A 16,084-nucleotide genomic window follows, 5' to 3' on the forward strand; every position below is an offset into this window, starting at 1 on the left:
GATACCGAATAAATATATTATAAAATGTATATAAGTAATTTAAATCATGGTATATTCGTTGTATACAATGATAAGGAAGGTGTCATATGGCTCAACAGTCAACTCAAGAGATCAAAAAAACACACAATGAAAAAAATATATGGAACAAGGACAAGATTGTAAAAAAAGATTTTTGGCTATTTCCTATATATATTGTTGCGAGTAATATAGTTCCTATTATTTTCTTTGTTTTAATATATGGAATATATTCTATTATTGATATAAAAAATGAATCATTTGTTACTGATGAAAATATATTAATCATGGGCGCAGTCATTGCAGAAATAATTATTCTATATAGCTTTTATGCAATGCATAGAAAAGATAGAATGATATCAATTGCAATGAATAGATTTAAAAAAGTGCCTCGATATCTATTGATGATTATTGGTGCATATCTATTAATTTTAATTTTAAATTCAACATACGCTTGGTTAATGGAATTTTTGCCTAAGTCATTACAATATAATGAAACACAAAATCAAATGTTCTTAGAAGAAATGTTCTCTGATAACAGGATGTTACCATTTTTGTTTATTGATATTGTGATTTTAACGCCTATTATTGAAGAACTATTATTTAGGCATTTAATCATCCATGAACTAGGCAAAAAAATTACATATGGTTTTGCCACAGTCCTGTCAATTATACTTTTTGCAGGTGTTCATGTGATTGGTGCTACATCTCCATTTGAGATAGGGTCCTATATTATTATCGCGATGGGGATTGCTTTTGTTTATTTAAAGAGTGGTATGAATTTAGCGCTGGCTATAACGTTACATGCTGTAAATAATTTAATTTCATTCATAGCTATTGTTTTTATGAAATAAAAAATAAGTAAATGAAATTTGATGAGCGACATATTAATTATTAGGTGAACGCCTTAACCAAACTCATTGTGAGAAAAGACTATTAAAATAATAGATTTAGGGAATAAGTAATATCAAATGATTCATATTTTAAGGAGGACAGATGATGTTAGAAGTTAAAAATGTTTCTTACAAAATAGACAATAGATACATCATCGATAATATCAATTTGAAGATAGAAAAGGGAGATACAATTGCTATTATAGGGCCTTCTGGAAGCGGTAAAAGTACATTGTTACGATTGCTTAATAATTTAATTAGCCCAACGCATGGTGAAATATATTTTAACGGCAAAGCTTATGAACAAATTAAACCTGAGTCATTACGTATGGACATTAGTTATTTATTACAAGAAAGTGATTTATTTGATCTTACAATTGGTGATAACATGGCGTTTCCTGCTGTAGTTCGAGAGGACAAATTTGACCGTAAAAGAGCTAAGAAGTTATTAAAAGCTGTTGGCTTAGGTCACTATAATTTTAATACAAGTGTAGAGCATCTATCAGGTGGAGAAAGACAGCGTATTACAATTGCTAGACAATTAATGTATAAACCTCAAATACTATTGTTAGATGAAGCTACAAGTGCATTGGATACGCAAAATAGTGAGAAAGTAGAAGACCTCATTTTCAAGTTTGCCGCTGAAGGTGTTGCGATTTTATGGATTACTCATAGTACGAATCAGAGTATTAAACATTTTCAAAAAAGAATCCGAATTGTTGATGGCAAAATAGACAAACAGGAGGATTTATAATGAGCACAACAGCTTTAGTGTTAACAGGGTTACTCCTAATCTTTCCTATGATTGTATCTTATAAAGAAAAATTACATATTATTAAAGATTTACTCGTAGCAACAACACGGGCTGTCGTTCAACTTGTTATTTTAGGATATCTTTTGCATTTTATCTTTGATGTAAACCAAAAATGGTTGCTCCTATTATTTGTACTAATTATTATTATTAATGCTTCTTGGAATACAATCAGTAGAGCATCGCCAGTGATGCATCATGTGTTTTGGATATCTTTTGCAGCAATATTTATTGGTGTTGCATTACCATTAGCAGGCGTCATTATCACAGGTGCTATTCAGTTCAAGCCTAATGAAGTCATTCCGATTGCAGGTATGCTTGGGAGTAATGGTCTGATTGCTATTAATTTAGCCTATCAGAATTTAGATAGAGAATTTGTTAAAGAGATGAGTAGGATTGAAGCTAAATTAGCGTTAGGTGCTACACCGAAACTCTCTTCTAAAACGACAATACGAGAAAGTGTAAAGACAGCAATTGTACCAACAATAGATTCAGTTAAAACATATGGGATTGTATCTATACCTGGTATGATGACAGGGTTAATTATTGGTGGTGTTGATCCATTAGAAGCTGTGAAATTTCAATTGATGGTCGTGTTTATTCATACAACAGCAACAATCATGTCAGCACTAATTGCTACATACTTAAGTTACAAACAATTCTTTAACCATCGCAATCAACTGATAGGACGTCACTTACACGCGAAACAACGCTAATTTTATAGAAGAAATTCAGTCAGGGAGCATCTAAAATAGGATGCTCCCTTTATTCATTGTTGCTTTTAACTTTATGAGCTAATTAATGAATATTGCAGTAATTTGTGAATTGTTAAATGATATTTATAAGTCAGAGATTGAACTAAGTAAATGTATTCAAACCTGTTGACGAATGGTTTATAATATAGTGGTTATGTAAAAATTGCAACGAAATGAAAGAAAGGAGTGAAACGTATGTCAGCTATGCGAATTACAACCTTTATTTTAAGTATATTTATCGTAGGTATGGTTGAAATGATGGTTGCTGGGATTATGAATTTAATGAGTAATGATTTAGGTGTTTCTGAAGCAATTATTGGTCAGTTAGTAACTTTATATGCAATTACCTTTGCTATTGCAGGACCAATCTTGGTTAAAGTCACAAATCGTTTTTCACCAAGACCAGTTTTATTATGGGCATTAGTAATGTTTATGTTAGGAAACGTAATTATTGCAGTTGCACCTGATTTTACTATTTTAGTATTTGGACGTATTTTATCTTCAGCAGCTGCAGCTTTAATTGTAGTGAAGATACTAGCATTAACTGCTTTATTAACGGCACCTCAACATCGTGGGAAAATGATAGGTATCGTTTATTCGGGTTTTAGTGGTGCTAACGTATTCGGTGTGCCGATTGGAACAATTATTGGTGACTTAGTTGGTTGGAGATTTACATTTCTATTTATAGTGGCTGTAAGTATACTTGTTGGTATTCTTATGTACTTTTATGTACCTGATCCAGAGTTTAAAGCTTCTACAACAAGTACAAGTAGTCAAAAACGTGGCAGCAGTTATTCTAAAATCTTAAGACCTGCAGAAATTACAAAATATTTAGGGATTACATTCCTATTATTAGTAGCGAATTCCGTTACATTTATCTACATTAATCCGTTAATGTTGTCTAGTGGTCATGATTTATCATTTGTCTCTATAGCATTATTAATCAATGGTATAGCAGGTGTGATAGGAACTTCGATGGGCGGAGTACTATCAGATAAATTAACAAGTAAGCGCTGGTTAACGATTGCAACTTCAATATTTATTCTTATGATGTTAATCTTGAATGTTTTCTTACCAGGTACTGGCTTGCTATTAATGGTCATCTTCATTTGGAACATCATGCAATGGAGTACAAATCCGGCAGTTCAAAGCGGTATCATCGAACACGTTGACGGTGATACGAGTCAAGTTATGAGTTGGAATATGTCGAGCTTAAATGCTGGTATTGGTATCGGTGGTATCATCGGTGGCTTGGTTGTTTCGAAAATAGATGTTTTAGCTGTAACTTACTTTAGTGGTGCCATTGCTTTAGTAGCACTCATATTGGTTATAAGTTTAAAAAACGTAGCAAAATATAATAAAGCATAGGTAACATTAATTCAGAGCATCAAAAATTGTTGATTAGCTCACAAAAATTAGTGATAAAGAAGCTTTAGTTATAAGTAAATTAAGATTTAATTTTAAGTAGAAAACAGAATTTTGGGAAGTCAAATATTAATGAGGACGGACACATGTTGATTGAAAAAATTGATGTCATGTGTCCGTCCTCATTTTTATTAAGTTATAGATTATTAGAAACGTTGATTTGTTTTTCGGGGGAATGCTTAGAATTTAGTTGTATTTCACTAATGTTTAAATGCGCTTTTTTATTTGAGAAATGAGCAATAAAAGCTGAGATAATAATATATATAAAGGTACCTATGATATAACCTAATTTTAAATCTGAAATGAGCAAATAAGATTGGCATAGCAAGACTATAATTGCACATATAGCTATTGTCACCAGAATAGGATAAGGGACTTTAAATGGGGACTGTTTATATGCTTCGGGATATTTTTTGGGTAATTGTGTCACAGCTAAGGCTGGAAATGCAAATACGATGAGAGAGATGCCTGTACCAAGTTGTGCAACAACATCTAAAGACATACCTGTAATAATAGGCAATGCACCAATAATGTAAAAGATAAGTAATAGCCAATGAGGTGTACCAAAACGTTTGTTTACTTTACCTAAATATTTAGGTAAATAACCATCATGAATTGCCACTAATAAACTTTTTGTTACCCAAGTAAAAGTCGAATTAAGTGTTGTTGCTAAAGCAAACATTGCGCCACCCACCATGAAGAAGATAAATGCCGGGGTTGGTAATACTTCTTTTGCGACACTCGTTAAAGGTCTACCTGCTACTTCTGGAATAGGTAATACACCTACTGCAATTGAGGCAATAAATGCGTATAATAATCCGACAAATATAGTAGCAACAATAATAACAATTGGAATGTCCCTTTTAGGGTTTTTCATTTCTCCACCAAGTTCAGCAACCACTTGAGCACCTCCTGTCGCAAAAGAAACAAGGCCTACAGCAGTAAAGAAGCCGGTGAAACCATCTGGGAGCATAGATTTCGTATTAAATACACCAAAGTTAACATGTGGAACACCAAATATGATAAAGCAAGACAAAGCCACTATTAAAGTGACTACCATGATATTTCCAATAATAGAGGCAGATTTAATACCAACGATATTTACGATAAATAAAATAGTTAATAATGAGAAGGCGACAGCCCTAACCGGTACTCCAGGGAAAAGACCTTCTAAATATTGTGCGAATGACAATGCATATAATGACAACGTAATCTGCAAAAAGATAAATAATAGTAACCAAAAAATGCCTGTCTTTGGAGACAATAAACGACTAGTGTATTGATACATTCCGCCAGTAGTAGGTAATGTCGAACCTAATATTGCGATTGGGAGCATCGTAAGTAAGGTGATGAGGGCAGATAAAATAAATGCAGGTGTTATGCCGCTACCAGTCATCTGTATACCAATTCCAGTCAGTGACATGACACCAGCACCTATGATTTGCCCGATAGCTATACCCAGGACGTCAGTTAAGCCTAGTACTTTTTTTAAATTTGTTGCTTGTTGCATTAAAATCACCTCTAAATTCTATGTAATAGTCTAAATAATAAAAAAATCATAACATAACAAACATTTAATTCATAGTACATCAATCGGAAAACTTGGTATAAATGTTAAAAAGATTAAATATAGATAAAATTAATCATTTCATAGTAGAATAAAGATAAATAAATTAATTAAAAAAGAGGTGCAATTTTTATGACTAATGAACACGATCATATTAAAGTAAATGCATTTATTGATAGATTAAAACAATGGCAAGATGAATTTAAAATAATGCGTGAAATTATTAGAGAAACTGAATTAGTAGAAGATTACAAATGGATGCATCCTTGTTACACGTTAGACAATAAAAATGTTGTGATTATTCAAGATTTTAAACATTATTGCGCGTTACTTTTTGAAAAAGGATCTATCATGGAAGACCCATACCAATCACTTATCCAACAAACGAAAAATGTCCAAGCTGCAAGACAGTTGCGCTTTGAAAGTCTAGACGAAATTGAAAAACGAAGAGATGAAATTAAATGGTATGTTGAAGAAGCAATAAGAATTGAAAAATCAGATAAGCAAGTGCCAATGAAAAAAACAGCAGATTATGAAATGCCGGAAGAACTACAAATAAAATTAAATGACAGCGCTGAACTTGAAGAAGCATTTTATAATTTAACACCTGGTAGACAAAGACAATACATGTTCCATATAGGACAAGCTAAAAGAGCGACAACACGTGAAAAACGCGTTGAAAAATATGTGGATCATATTTTAGAGGGTAAGGGTATAGATGATAAATAATATAGACTTGAACTTGATATTAAAAGAACGAAGTAAGTTTACAAAGTAGCAACTTAATTTAAGTAAACTGAAAAAAGTGTAGAATGATTTTTAAGAGGTATTCATATTTATTTCAAATAAAATAAAACATGTGTTTAGTTCATATCGCTTGTTTAAGGGTCATTATTTTAATTAATAATAAAAAGATACAGTTGCAACTTTAACAATTATCGTTTATAGTTTGCTCGAATATAAAAAGTGTTATGAGAAATCAACTCGTAAAGTACTTTTAGAGAGAGGGTGTATTAATGCCAAGAGTTTCTAAACGGATACAATTACTAGAAGCAGCTGCTTCTATCGTTAATGAACAAGGTAGTGAATATTTAACTTTAGATGCTGTTGCTAAGAAAGCAGGCGTAAGTAAAGGTGGCTTGTTGTATCATTTCAAAAACAAATTTGCATTAATTCAAGGACTTGTCGACCATGCAGACGAAATATATCGAATTAACGTTGATAAACATGTGCAAGGTAATGACCAACAACAAGGCAAGTGGATACGCGCATTTATAGAGGCCACGCGCGAATATAGTTCTGAAAATGCATCTATCACTTCAGGAATGTTAGCTGCACAAGGTATAAATAGTAATTTATTATTACCTTTGCAAGACACATATAAAGAATGGCAATTCAATATTGAAAATGATGGCTTAGACAAAGTTGATGCGACAATTATTCGAATGGCAGTCGATGGACTATGGTTGTCTGAAATATTTGGTTTAGCTGCCATTGATGATTCGATGCGAGCTGAAGTTTTAGAAAGATTAACAGCTTATACTAAAAATGAAAAAATCGATTGAAAAGGGTCGATAAAATTAGAAATTATAAAAAAATAATTAAATGAAAAATTCATGTAAAGCACTGATAATATAGGGATAGTCAATGATTCAAAATTGATTAATCCCTTTTTTTATATGTTATAAGGTTGAAACTAAACCGTCTGGTTGGTACACTAATCGATGTATTAAAAAACTTTGTTGGAGGTTTATATTAATGAAGAAAGTTATGCTAACAGCAGCTATAACAGGTGCTGGAGATACTACAGAAAAAAATAAAAGTGTTCCTGTAACACCTCAAGAGATTGCTGATTCAGCGATAAAATGTGCAAGAGCAGGAGCGACTGTGGCACATATACATGCTAGAGACCCAGAAACAGGTGGCATTAGTCATAACGTTGAATTTTTTAAAGAAGCAGTGAAATTAATTAGAGAAGCAGACGAAGATATTGTTATAAATATTACTTCTGGTGGGGGCGGAGACTTCATTCCGAACCTAGAAGATCCATATACTGGTGCAAAAGGAACAGACATGCAAACACCAGAAGAAAGACATGAACCTGTAGGCGCATTATTGCCAGAAATGTGTACCTTGGACTGTGGTAGTGTCAATATGGGTGATACGCTTTATTTAAGTCCAGCAGGTTGGTTAAGAGAACAAGCACAACTTGTTAAAGATGCTGGGGTTAAACCTGAGTTAGAGTGTTTTGATAGTGGGCATATTTCGTTTGCTAAGCAACTTATAAATGAAGGTTTAATTGAAGGAGAGCCGATGTTCCAATTCTGTCTTGGCATTCCATGGGGCGCAGAAAATGACGCGGAAACGATAGAATACTTTAAGACGCGTATACCTGAAAATGCACATTGGTCAGCATTTGGTATTGGCAGAATGCAATTTCCAACAGTAGAAGAAGCGGCTAAACGTGGAGGCAATGTACGTGTGGGCCTAGAAGATAATTTATATTTGGCAAAAGGTGTCAAAGCAACAAATGAACAACTCGTTGAAAAGGCTGTAGAAATATTAAAAGGTTTAGATATAGCACCAATGACGCCCGCTGAAGCGCGTAAAAAATATCAACTTAGAGATCCAAAAGGAGGCACAAAATGAAATTCGCAGTCGTAGGTACAGGCGTTATTGGTAGTGGATGGATTACAAGAATGTTAGCACATGGACATGAAGTAATTGCTACTGATCCAAGTGAAGGTGCATATGAAAGCATGTTGAAACAAGTAAAACAAAATTGGCCATATGCTGAAGAACTTGGCTTAGCAGAAGGTGCTTCATTAGAAAACCTTACATTTACACCTTATTTAGAAGAAGCAGTTAAAGAAGCAGATCATATACAAGAAAATGTGCCTGAAGTTGGATCAATAAAAGAGCAAGTGCTTACAGAAATAGACTTTTATGCACGACCTGATGCAACAATAGGCTCAAGTACTTCAGGTATTAAACCTTCAGAATTACAGCGAAACTTGCAACATCCAGAACGTTTAGTTGTCGCTCATCCTTTCCATCCGGTATATATTTTACCGCTTGTAGAAATTGTTCCAGGACAATTAACTGCGGAAGCAACGACAGTAAAAGCTGAACAAGCTTATGAAAGTATCGGCATGGACGTATTGCATGTAAGACATGAAATAGAAGGTCATATTGCTGATAGATTAATGGAAGCACTTTGGAGAGAAGCATTGCATATTGTAAATGATGGCATAGCTACTACAGAGGAAGTAGATAAAGCATTCACACATGCAGCAGGCTTACGTTACGCACAATATGGACCGTTCATGACTTTCCATTTGGCAGGTGGAGAAGGCGGTATGCGCCACATGCTAAAACAATTTGGACCAGCTTTGAAAAAACCATGGACTAAATTAGTAGCACCAGAATTAACGAAAGATTTATATGATGAAGTTGTTAATGGTTGTGAAGCTTCATCACAGGGCCAAACAATGTCAGAGCTTGATCAAAAGCGCAACGAATTCTTAATCAAAGTTAAAAAATTAGCAGAAGCATATTGGCCAGAAGATACACCATCAATGAAAAAAGCTACAAGCCCATCGGTGTATTAATATGATACATTCACAGTTTGAATATACGACTAAAGTGAAAGATATTTGGGTGGATCACAATGGTCATATGAATGACGCTGAATATAATCGTGTGTTTAGTGATGCGACAGATGCTTGGCTTGCTTATCTAGGATTAGATAAAGAGACGATAGCACAAAAGCAATACACAGTATTTACTTTAGAAAACCATGTGATGTATTTAAAAGAAATTAAAGTCGATGAATACATCTCGGTTAATGTTGAGTTATATGATTATGATGCGAAACGTTTACATGTATTTATGACGTTAACAGATGCAAATCAATCTCGTTGTGCAACTTATGAAGTGATGCTCATGGGGATGAATACAGCTGTAGATAAGCCCGAAGCATTTCCAGAAATGATAAAAAAAGCGATTGAAGATTATGCTGCTACCAATATGATTGAAAATCAGCCCAAAGAGCTTGGTCATCTGATTGGTATTAAGCATAAATAGTATAATTGAAATCAATTTGAAACGATTGATTAACTACGTTTATTGAATGTTTTAAGAAACAAAATTCATGAGTATAAATTGTTTATTTTTATTAATTAAGGTATCTTATTGTATAGGGTAACAAAATCAAATTTTAATTTATTGTATAATTGATTTGTTTTTTAACAACCAAAACGAATAAATTAGGGCTATTTGTAGCTATGTTGTTACTTATTTTAGGATTTGTATAACATCCACAAGTAGTCCTAAATTTATTATGAAATATTTTTAAATTAAATATGTACATAGAAAGGGATTGAACCATGTTAAGTATTAAAAACTTATCAAAAGTCTACGGTGGTGGGAAGAAAGCTGTAGATAACATAACATTAGATGTTGAATCTGGTGAATTTATTGCGTTTATAGGAACAAGTGGTAGTGGTAAAACAACTGCTTTACGAATGATTAACAGAATGATAGAAGCTACTGAGGGACAAATCACAATCAATGGCAAAGATGTCAGTAAAATGAATCCAGTCGAATTACGTAGAAAAATTGGTTATGTAATTCAACAAATAGGACTTATGCCTCATATGACGATCAGAGAAAATATCGTTTTAGTGCCAAAATTATTAAAATGGTCACAAGAAAAGAAAGAGCGTAAAGCGAAAGAATTAATTAAACTCGTAGATTTACCAGAAGAGTTTTTAGATAGATATCCTTCCCAATTATCTGGGGGACAGCAACAACGTATTGGGGTAGTGCGTGCGTTAGCAGCTGAACAAGATGTCATATTAATGGATGAACCATTTGGTGCATTAGACCCGATTACGAGAGATACATTACAAGATTTAGTGAAAGAATTACAACGAAAATTAGGTAAAACATTTGTTTTTGTTACACATGATATGGACGAAGCGATTAAGCTAGCAGATAAGATTTGTATTATGTCTGAAGGACAAGTTATACAATTTGATACGCCAGACAATATCTTACGTCATCCTGCAAACGATTTCGTTCGTGATTTTATAGGTCAAAATAGATTAATTCAAGATCGTCCAAACATGCGTACAGTTAAAGATGCAATGATTAAACCTGTAACTGTACACGCAGATCGTTCACTGAACGAAGTAGTTAAAGTCATGAGAGAACGTCGTGTAGACACTATTTTTGTAGTAGGTAATAACAATAGATTACTGGGCTATTTAGATATTGAAGATATTAACCAAGTATTACGTTCAAACAAAGAGCTTATCGATACAATGCAACGTGATATTTATAGAGTAAGAATAGACAGTAAATTACAAGATTCAGTACGTACAATTTTAAAACGAAATGTAAGAAACGTTCCGGTAGTGGATAAAGATGGTGAAACATTAATTGGATTAGTTACGAGAGCAAACCTAGTGGATATTGTATATGACAGTATCTGGGGCGAAATAGATGAAGATGACAATGCGAATCAACATGCAATTGTCGAGCCCGAAAATGTAGGAGCTGATAAATAATGAAAGATTTCATAGAGCAATATGGTGGGCAACTGATATCAAAAACAGCTGAACACTTTTATATCTCAATGATCGCATTGTTAATCGCAATCGTAGTTGCTGTTCCATTAGGCATTATCTTATCCAAAATGAAAAGAACTTCAAATATCGTACTCACAATTGCTGGTGTGCTTCAAACAATACCAACGCTTGCGGTATTAGCTATCATGATACCGATATTTGGTGTGGGGAAATTACCTGCAATTGTAGCATTATTTATCTATGTACTTTTACCAATATTGAATAATACTGTATTAGGCGTCAAAAATATAGACAATAATATTAAAGAAGCTGGTACAAGTATGGGAATGACGAAGTTACAACTTATGAAAGATATTGAGTTACCGTTAGCTTTACCACTTATACTAGGTGGCATTCGATTATCATCTGTATATGTAATCAGTTGGGCGACGCTAGCAAGTTATGTTGGTGCAGGCGGATTAGGTGACTTTGTATTTAACGGGTTAAATTTATATGATCCATTGATGATTGTAAGTGCAGCAGTGCTTGTAACAATTTTAGCTTTAGTTGTAGACGTATTACTTTCAATAGTCGAAAAATGGGCTGTTCCAAAAGGATTAAAAGTATCCAGATAATATAAGGAGGACATTATGAAGAAGTTTAAACAGTATAGTATCGTGCTTGTACTGTGTCTGACGGTGTTGTCTGGATGTAGTTTACCTGGTTTAAGTGGTAGCAGCTCAGATAATGAAGTTAAAATTACAGCACTTGCAACGAGTGAATCACAAATTATGTCTCATATGTTGAGACTCATTATACAACATGACACAGATGGTAAGATTAAACCATCATTAATTAACAATTTAGGTTCAAGTACCATTCAACACAATGCTTTAGTGAATGGAGACGCGAATATGTCAGGGGCAAGATACAATGGCACAGATTTAACAGGTGCTTTAAAAGAAGACCCAATAAAAGATCCTGAAAAAGCGATGACAGCGACTCAAGATGGGTTCCAAAAGAAATTTGATCAAACATTCTTTGATTCATATGGTTTTGAGAACACATACGCATTTATGGTTACTAAAGAAACAGCTGAGAAATATAATTTAGAAACTGTTTCAGATTTAGAAAAATATAGTGATGAGTTAAGACTTGGCGTAGACAGTTCATGGTTACATCGTGAAGGTGATGGTTATCCAGGATTTACGAAAGAATATGGATTTGACTTTGATACAGTGCGTCCAATGCAAATCGGACTTGTATATGATGCATTAAATTCAAAAAACTTAGAAGTAGCAGTTGGTTATTCAACGGATGGACGTATTGAGGGGTACGATTTAAAAGTACTTGAAGACGATAGACAATTTTTCCCACCATACGATACGAGTGCAGTAGCAACGAATAGTTTATTAGAAAAACATCCAAAATTAAAACCAATTATTAATAAGTTGAATGACAAAATATCAACAGAAGAAATGCAAAAGCTTAATTATCAAGCAGATGGTGAAGGTCAAGAACCAGCTGTTGTAGCTGAAAATTTCTTGAAAGAACACAACTATTTTGAAGACGATAAGAAAGGTGGTCAAAACTAATGGAAGGTAATTTATTACAGCAATTAGTCGAATATTATTCAGTCAACTTTGGCTACCTATGGGATTTATTTATTAAGCATTTATTAATGTCAGTATATGGCGTTTTATTTGCAGCAATTGTAGGTATACCATTGGGCATTATCATCGCTAGATATAAAAAATTATCATGGACGATTATTACAATTGCCAATATTATACAAACTGTACCAGTTATTGCGATGTTAGCAATTTTAATGTTAGTGATGGGCTTAGGTCCAAACACAGTTGTTTTAACAGTGTTCTTATATGCATTGTTACCTATAATTAAAAATACTTTTACAGGTATTATTGGTGTTGATGAAAACATTAAAGATGCTGGTAAAGGTATGGGTATGACACGAAACCAAGTGTTACGTTTGATTGAGTTGCCGTTGTCTTTATCTGTAATTTTAGGTGGTTTAAGAATCGCACTTGTTGTAGCAATTGGTGTTGTAGCAGTTGGCTCATTTATTGGAGCACCAACTTTAGGTGACATTATTATTCGTGGTACAAACGCAACAGATGGCACGACGTTTATTCTTGCAGGTGCAATTCCAATTGCATTAATCGCAATTCTAATTGACGTTGGATTGAGATTTTTAGAAAAACGTTTAGACCCTTCTAATAAAACACAGAAAAAAGAAAAGCATAAGCCTCAAAGTATTAATTAATAAAGGGTAGTGATTAAAGTTGGCAATTTTATCAATTAATTATAATTCTAAAACAATAGGTATGCATCATCATTTTATGGTGATTTTACCGGAAGATGAAAGTTATTTTAATAAAGCAGCACAACCGAAACCACTGAAAACTTTATTATTACTACATGGTCTTTCAAGTGATGAAACTTCTTATATGCGTTACACAAGTATCGAACGTTATGCTAATACGCATCAATTAGCTGTCATTATGCCAAACGCGGACCATAGTGGATACAGTAACATGGTTTATGGCCATAACTATTTTGATTATGTATTAGAAGTGTTAGATTATGCGCATCAAATTTTACCATTATCTGATAAAAGAGAAGATAATTTTATTGCTGGGCACTCTATGGGTGGCTATGGCACCATTAAATATGCTTTATCACAAGGGCATCGTTTTGCTAAAGCTTGTCCGTTATCAGCAGTGTTTAATGGTCAACATCTTATGGATTTTGATTGGTATGATTTCTCAGGTGAAGCTATAGCAGGAATAAGTAAAAGGGTTAAAGGTACTGATTTAGATCCATATCATTTAGTCGATCAAGCAATAGACCTAAATAAAGTTATTCCGGAGTTACTCATTATGTGTGGCACGGAAGATGATTTACATGAAGATAATCAACAATTTATCAAGTATTTAGATGAAAAAGCAGTTCCATATCAATTTGAAGATGGACCTGGTGAACATGATTATGCTTATTGGGATCAAAGTATTAAACGTGCGATTGAATGGTTTGTAAAGGTATAGCATAAAAAAATGTCGATAAAGTCTCAGACTTTATCGACATTTTTTGTGCGCAATTTCCGGGATTGAAATTATATAAAGTTATATGCACATAAAGTAAATATATAAAATGTAATTTTCTGTTTTATGGTAGTGATCACTTTTCTAAATTAATCTATTTAATTGAAGCATTAGTACTTTTGAATTCTTCTTGTAGTTTACCTAAATGTCTTAATGTTGGCGTTAACGCTGCAAAGAAAAAGCCTTCTTTTAATTTACGTGCTTGAGGTGCACGAGGTGAATATGCTCTAGAACCACCATTAACCATGGATGCTTGATTGACTTCAAGTAGTAAATAACCGGCTTCTTTTTTCAAATTAATTAAGTCACCAAATTGATCCTGTAAATCATTAGTATCTAATAAATTGTAAAATTGTTTTTTTATATTGTCGTAACGTGTTTCAAAGTCTTGAACATCATATTCTAAATACTTGTTAATACCATTTTGTGCATTAGAGAATTTATGAATTAAATCAAGTGATGAACGCACAGAACCTAATGCAATCGGTATTTGTAACGCTACAAATTGTGGACGGATCTTAGACGCGAATGTTTTTGCATCGTGTGTAATAATATGTGCTTCAGGTATGTGCACATCATTCATTTCAATTGAAAATGTTGCTGAACCATTCACACCTAAGAAGGTAGACATTTCATTTATATTAACGCCTTCTTGATTGGCTTGAACGATAAACATTACAAGTTCATCTGATGTTTCAGATTTAGAAATAGCACCAAAATAATGCTCTGCAGCAATGTTACTAATCGCAGGTAATCTACCATTCACAATGAATTGATTATCATTATAATGATGTGACAAGTTGAATGATTCTAAATCATTAAATGATTTCATCGGATTTGATAATCCTGTAGCACCTAAAATCTCTCCTGATAGTAATTGCTGTTGTAAATCTTTATTTAAATGAGGCTGTTCTGCATTTTGTAAATAGGTAGAAAAGGCCAGTTGGCACCATAAACAGAAGCCAGTTGTCAGACAAGACTTTGATACTTCTTCGATAACTTCTGAATTTGCTTTGACATCATTTTCTTTAAAATATCCTTCTTTAAATAAATTTTGAATGAAGGTTTTAGGATAGTGTGAACCGTCATCAATTTCTACTAAATATGGATCTAATTCGTTTTCAATATGTGTTTTTAAACTCATAAATATGCTCTCCTTTATTCACCAAAACGTGTTAATATCATTTTCTCTAAATAACTAATGATGCGATCAATTAAGAACCCAAATACCCCAATAAAGAATATGGCAGATAAAACATCTTCTAAATTCAACATATTCCGTGAATCAACAATTAAGAATCCGAGTCCAGATTGTGCGCCAATCATTTCGCCAGAAACTAAGAATATCCAACTTGTTCCAACTGCCATATGTATACCGCCCATAATATGTTTAAATGCACCAGGGAAGAGGATATTTCGATATAATGACCATCCCCTTAAATTTAAATTAGATGCAATCTTCAAATATTGTGGTTCTACATTTCTAATCCCTTTGATTGTATTAAAAACAATTGGGAAAAATGCGGCGATAAAGATAATTGCCATTGCAGGTAAACTCCCGATACCAAACCATAAAACGACGAATGGCGACCACGCAATAGGGGAGACGGGTCTAATTAATTGAAATAGAGGTTCTATTGCATCAAAGAATGCATTACTACGGCCTAATAAAAAACCAACAGGAACCCCTATGATAACTGCAAATCCAAATCCTACAATAAAGCGAAATAAACTAATACCTAAGTGTGAAAATATTTCCCCGGTAATAATGAACTGCCATATACTTTCTGCTACTAGTAAGGGTCCCGGTAAAAGAATAGGCTGGTAATCTCCAATCCAAATTACGCATTGCCATATAAATAGGAAAATAATAAAAGTAATGATTGGTAATGTCCATTTTTTGGCTATATTAGCTGTCATTTC

At 33.4% G+C, this 16,084-nt stretch carries 17 protein-coding genes; 14 read left to right on the plus strand and 3 right to left on the minus strand.

The window, feature by feature from the left end:
• Positions 1-86: 86 nt before the first annotated feature.
• The 4 genes from AAA453_RS04075 to AAA453_RS04090 all read left to right on the plus strand — a co-directional run bounded on the left by AAA453_RS04075 (position 87) and on the right by AAA453_RS04090 (position 3,842).
• Positions 87-869, plus strand: coding sequence for a CPBP family intramembrane glutamic endopeptidase (locus AAA453_RS04075; RefSeq protein ID WP_427706456.1), 783 nt, complete (start codon positions 87-89; stop codon positions 867-869).
• A 142-nt stretch (positions 870-1,011) separates the two neighbouring features.
• A complete protein-coding gene (locus AAA453_RS04080) occupies positions 1,012-1,662 on the plus strand; it encodes an ABC transporter ATP-binding protein (protein WP_427706458.1) in 651 nt (216 codons plus the stop codon).
• Positions 1,662-2,435: an ABC transporter permease gene (locus AAA453_RS04085; RefSeq protein WP_069817030.1), complete on the plus strand. Its 774-nt coding sequence runs from the start codon at positions 1,662-1,664 to the stop codon at positions 2,433-2,435. Before AAA453_RS04080 ends, AAA453_RS04085 begins: the two co-directional genes overlap by 1 nt.
• 234 nt (positions 2,436-2,669) lie before the next feature.
• Positions 2,670-3,842 (plus strand): MFS transporter, encoded by a 1,173-nt coding sequence (locus AAA453_RS04090; protein WP_069817028.1) that lies wholly within the window; start codon positions 2,670-2,672, stop codon positions 3,840-3,842.
• 193 nt (positions 3,843-4,035) lie between these two features.
• Here the strand turns inward: AAA453_RS04090 and AAA453_RS04095 are convergent, their stop codons facing one another.
• Positions 4,036-5,409 (minus strand): APC family permease, encoded by a 1,374-nt coding sequence (locus AAA453_RS04095; protein ID WP_427706460.1) that lies wholly within the window; start codon positions 5,407-5,409, stop codon positions 4,036-4,038.
• 189 nt (positions 5,410-5,598) lie between these two features.
• Here AAA453_RS04095 and AAA453_RS04100 point away from each other — a divergent pair, with 189 nt between their 5' ends.
• The 10 genes from AAA453_RS04100 to AAA453_RS04145 all read left to right on the plus strand — a co-directional run bounded on the left by AAA453_RS04100 (position 5,599) and on the right by AAA453_RS04145 (position 14,104).
• Positions 5,599-6,195, plus strand: a complete 597-nt coding sequence (locus AAA453_RS04100) for a YdeI/OmpD-associated family protein (protein ID WP_427706462.1) — start codon at positions 5,599-5,601, stop codon at positions 6,193-6,195.
• A 287-nt stretch (positions 6,196-6,482) separates the two neighbouring features.
• The gene (locus AAA453_RS04105) at positions 6,483-7,031 is read left to right on the plus strand and encodes a TetR family transcriptional regulator (protein ID WP_427706464.1); all 549 of its coding nucleotides are present in this window, start codon (positions 6,483-6,485) and stop codon (positions 7,029-7,031) included.
• Positions 7,032-7,224: 193 nt separating this feature from the next.
• Positions 7,225-8,115 (plus strand): 3-keto-5-aminohexanoate cleavage protein, encoded by an 891-nt coding sequence (locus tag AAA453_RS04110; RefSeq protein ID WP_427706466.1) that lies wholly within the window; start codon positions 7,225-7,227, stop codon positions 8,113-8,115.
• The gene (locus AAA453_RS04115; RefSeq protein ID WP_427706468.1) at positions 8,112-9,077 is read left to right on the plus strand and encodes a 3-hydroxyacyl-CoA dehydrogenase NAD-binding domain-containing protein; all 966 of its coding nucleotides are present in this window, start codon (positions 8,112-8,114) and stop codon (positions 9,075-9,077) included. Before AAA453_RS04110 ends, AAA453_RS04115 begins: the two co-directional genes overlap by 4 nt.
• A gap of 1 nt (position 9,078) precedes the next feature.
• The gene (locus tag AAA453_RS04120; protein ID WP_427706470.1) at positions 9,079-9,552 is read left to right on the plus strand and encodes a thioesterase family protein; all 474 of its coding nucleotides are present in this window, start codon (positions 9,079-9,081) and stop codon (positions 9,550-9,552) included.
• A 302-nt stretch (positions 9,553-9,854) separates the two neighbouring features.
• Positions 9,855-11,039: a betaine/proline/choline family ABC transporter ATP-binding protein gene (locus AAA453_RS04125; protein ID WP_427706472.1), complete on the plus strand. Its 1,185-nt coding sequence runs from the start codon at positions 9,855-9,857 to the stop codon at positions 11,037-11,039.
• Positions 11,039-11,674, plus strand: coding sequence for an ABC transporter permease (locus AAA453_RS04130; RefSeq protein WP_069817009.1), 636 nt, complete (start codon positions 11,039-11,041; stop codon positions 11,672-11,674). The genes AAA453_RS04125 and AAA453_RS04130 overlap by 1 nt, the downstream gene beginning before the upstream one ends.
• A gap of 15 nt (positions 11,675-11,689) precedes the next feature.
• Complete coding sequence (locus tag AAA453_RS04135) at positions 11,690-12,634, plus strand: osmoprotectant ABC transporter substrate-binding protein (RefSeq protein WP_427706474.1); 945 nt, start codon at positions 11,690-11,692, stop codon at positions 12,632-12,634.
• Positions 12,634-13,323 carry an ABC transporter permease gene (locus AAA453_RS04140; RefSeq protein ID WP_069817005.1) on the plus strand — a complete coding sequence of 230 codons (690 nt, stop codon included), beginning with the start codon at positions 12,634-12,636 and terminating at the stop codon, positions 13,321-13,323. Before AAA453_RS04135 ends, AAA453_RS04140 begins: the two co-directional genes overlap by 1 nt.
• A 19-nt stretch (positions 13,324-13,342) precedes the next feature.
• Entirely contained in the window at positions 13,343-14,104 is a 762-nt protein-coding gene (locus AAA453_RS04145) for an alpha/beta hydrolase (RefSeq protein WP_427706476.1), read from the plus strand.
• 151 nt (positions 14,105-14,255) lie between these two features.
• Here AAA453_RS04145 and AAA453_RS04150 read toward each other — a convergent pair whose 3' ends face one another.
• Both AAA453_RS04150 and AAA453_RS04155 read right to left on the minus strand, forming a co-directional pair.
• The gene (locus AAA453_RS04150) at positions 14,256-15,305 is read right to left on the minus strand and encodes an acyl-CoA dehydrogenase (protein ID WP_427706478.1); all 1,050 of its coding nucleotides are present in this window, start codon (positions 15,303-15,305) and stop codon (positions 14,256-14,258) included.
• Positions 15,306-15,319: 14 nt separating this feature from the next.
• Complete coding sequence (locus tag AAA453_RS04155; RefSeq protein ID WP_427706480.1) at positions 15,320-16,081, minus strand: ABC transporter permease; 762 nt, start codon at positions 16,079-16,081, stop codon at positions 15,320-15,322.
• Positions 16,082-16,084 lie beyond the last annotated feature (3 nt).

This window comes from Staphylococcus parequorum (genome assembly GCF_039237145.1).
GTDB lineage: Bacteria > Bacillota > Bacilli > Staphylococcales > Staphylococcaceae > Staphylococcus > Staphylococcus equorum_A.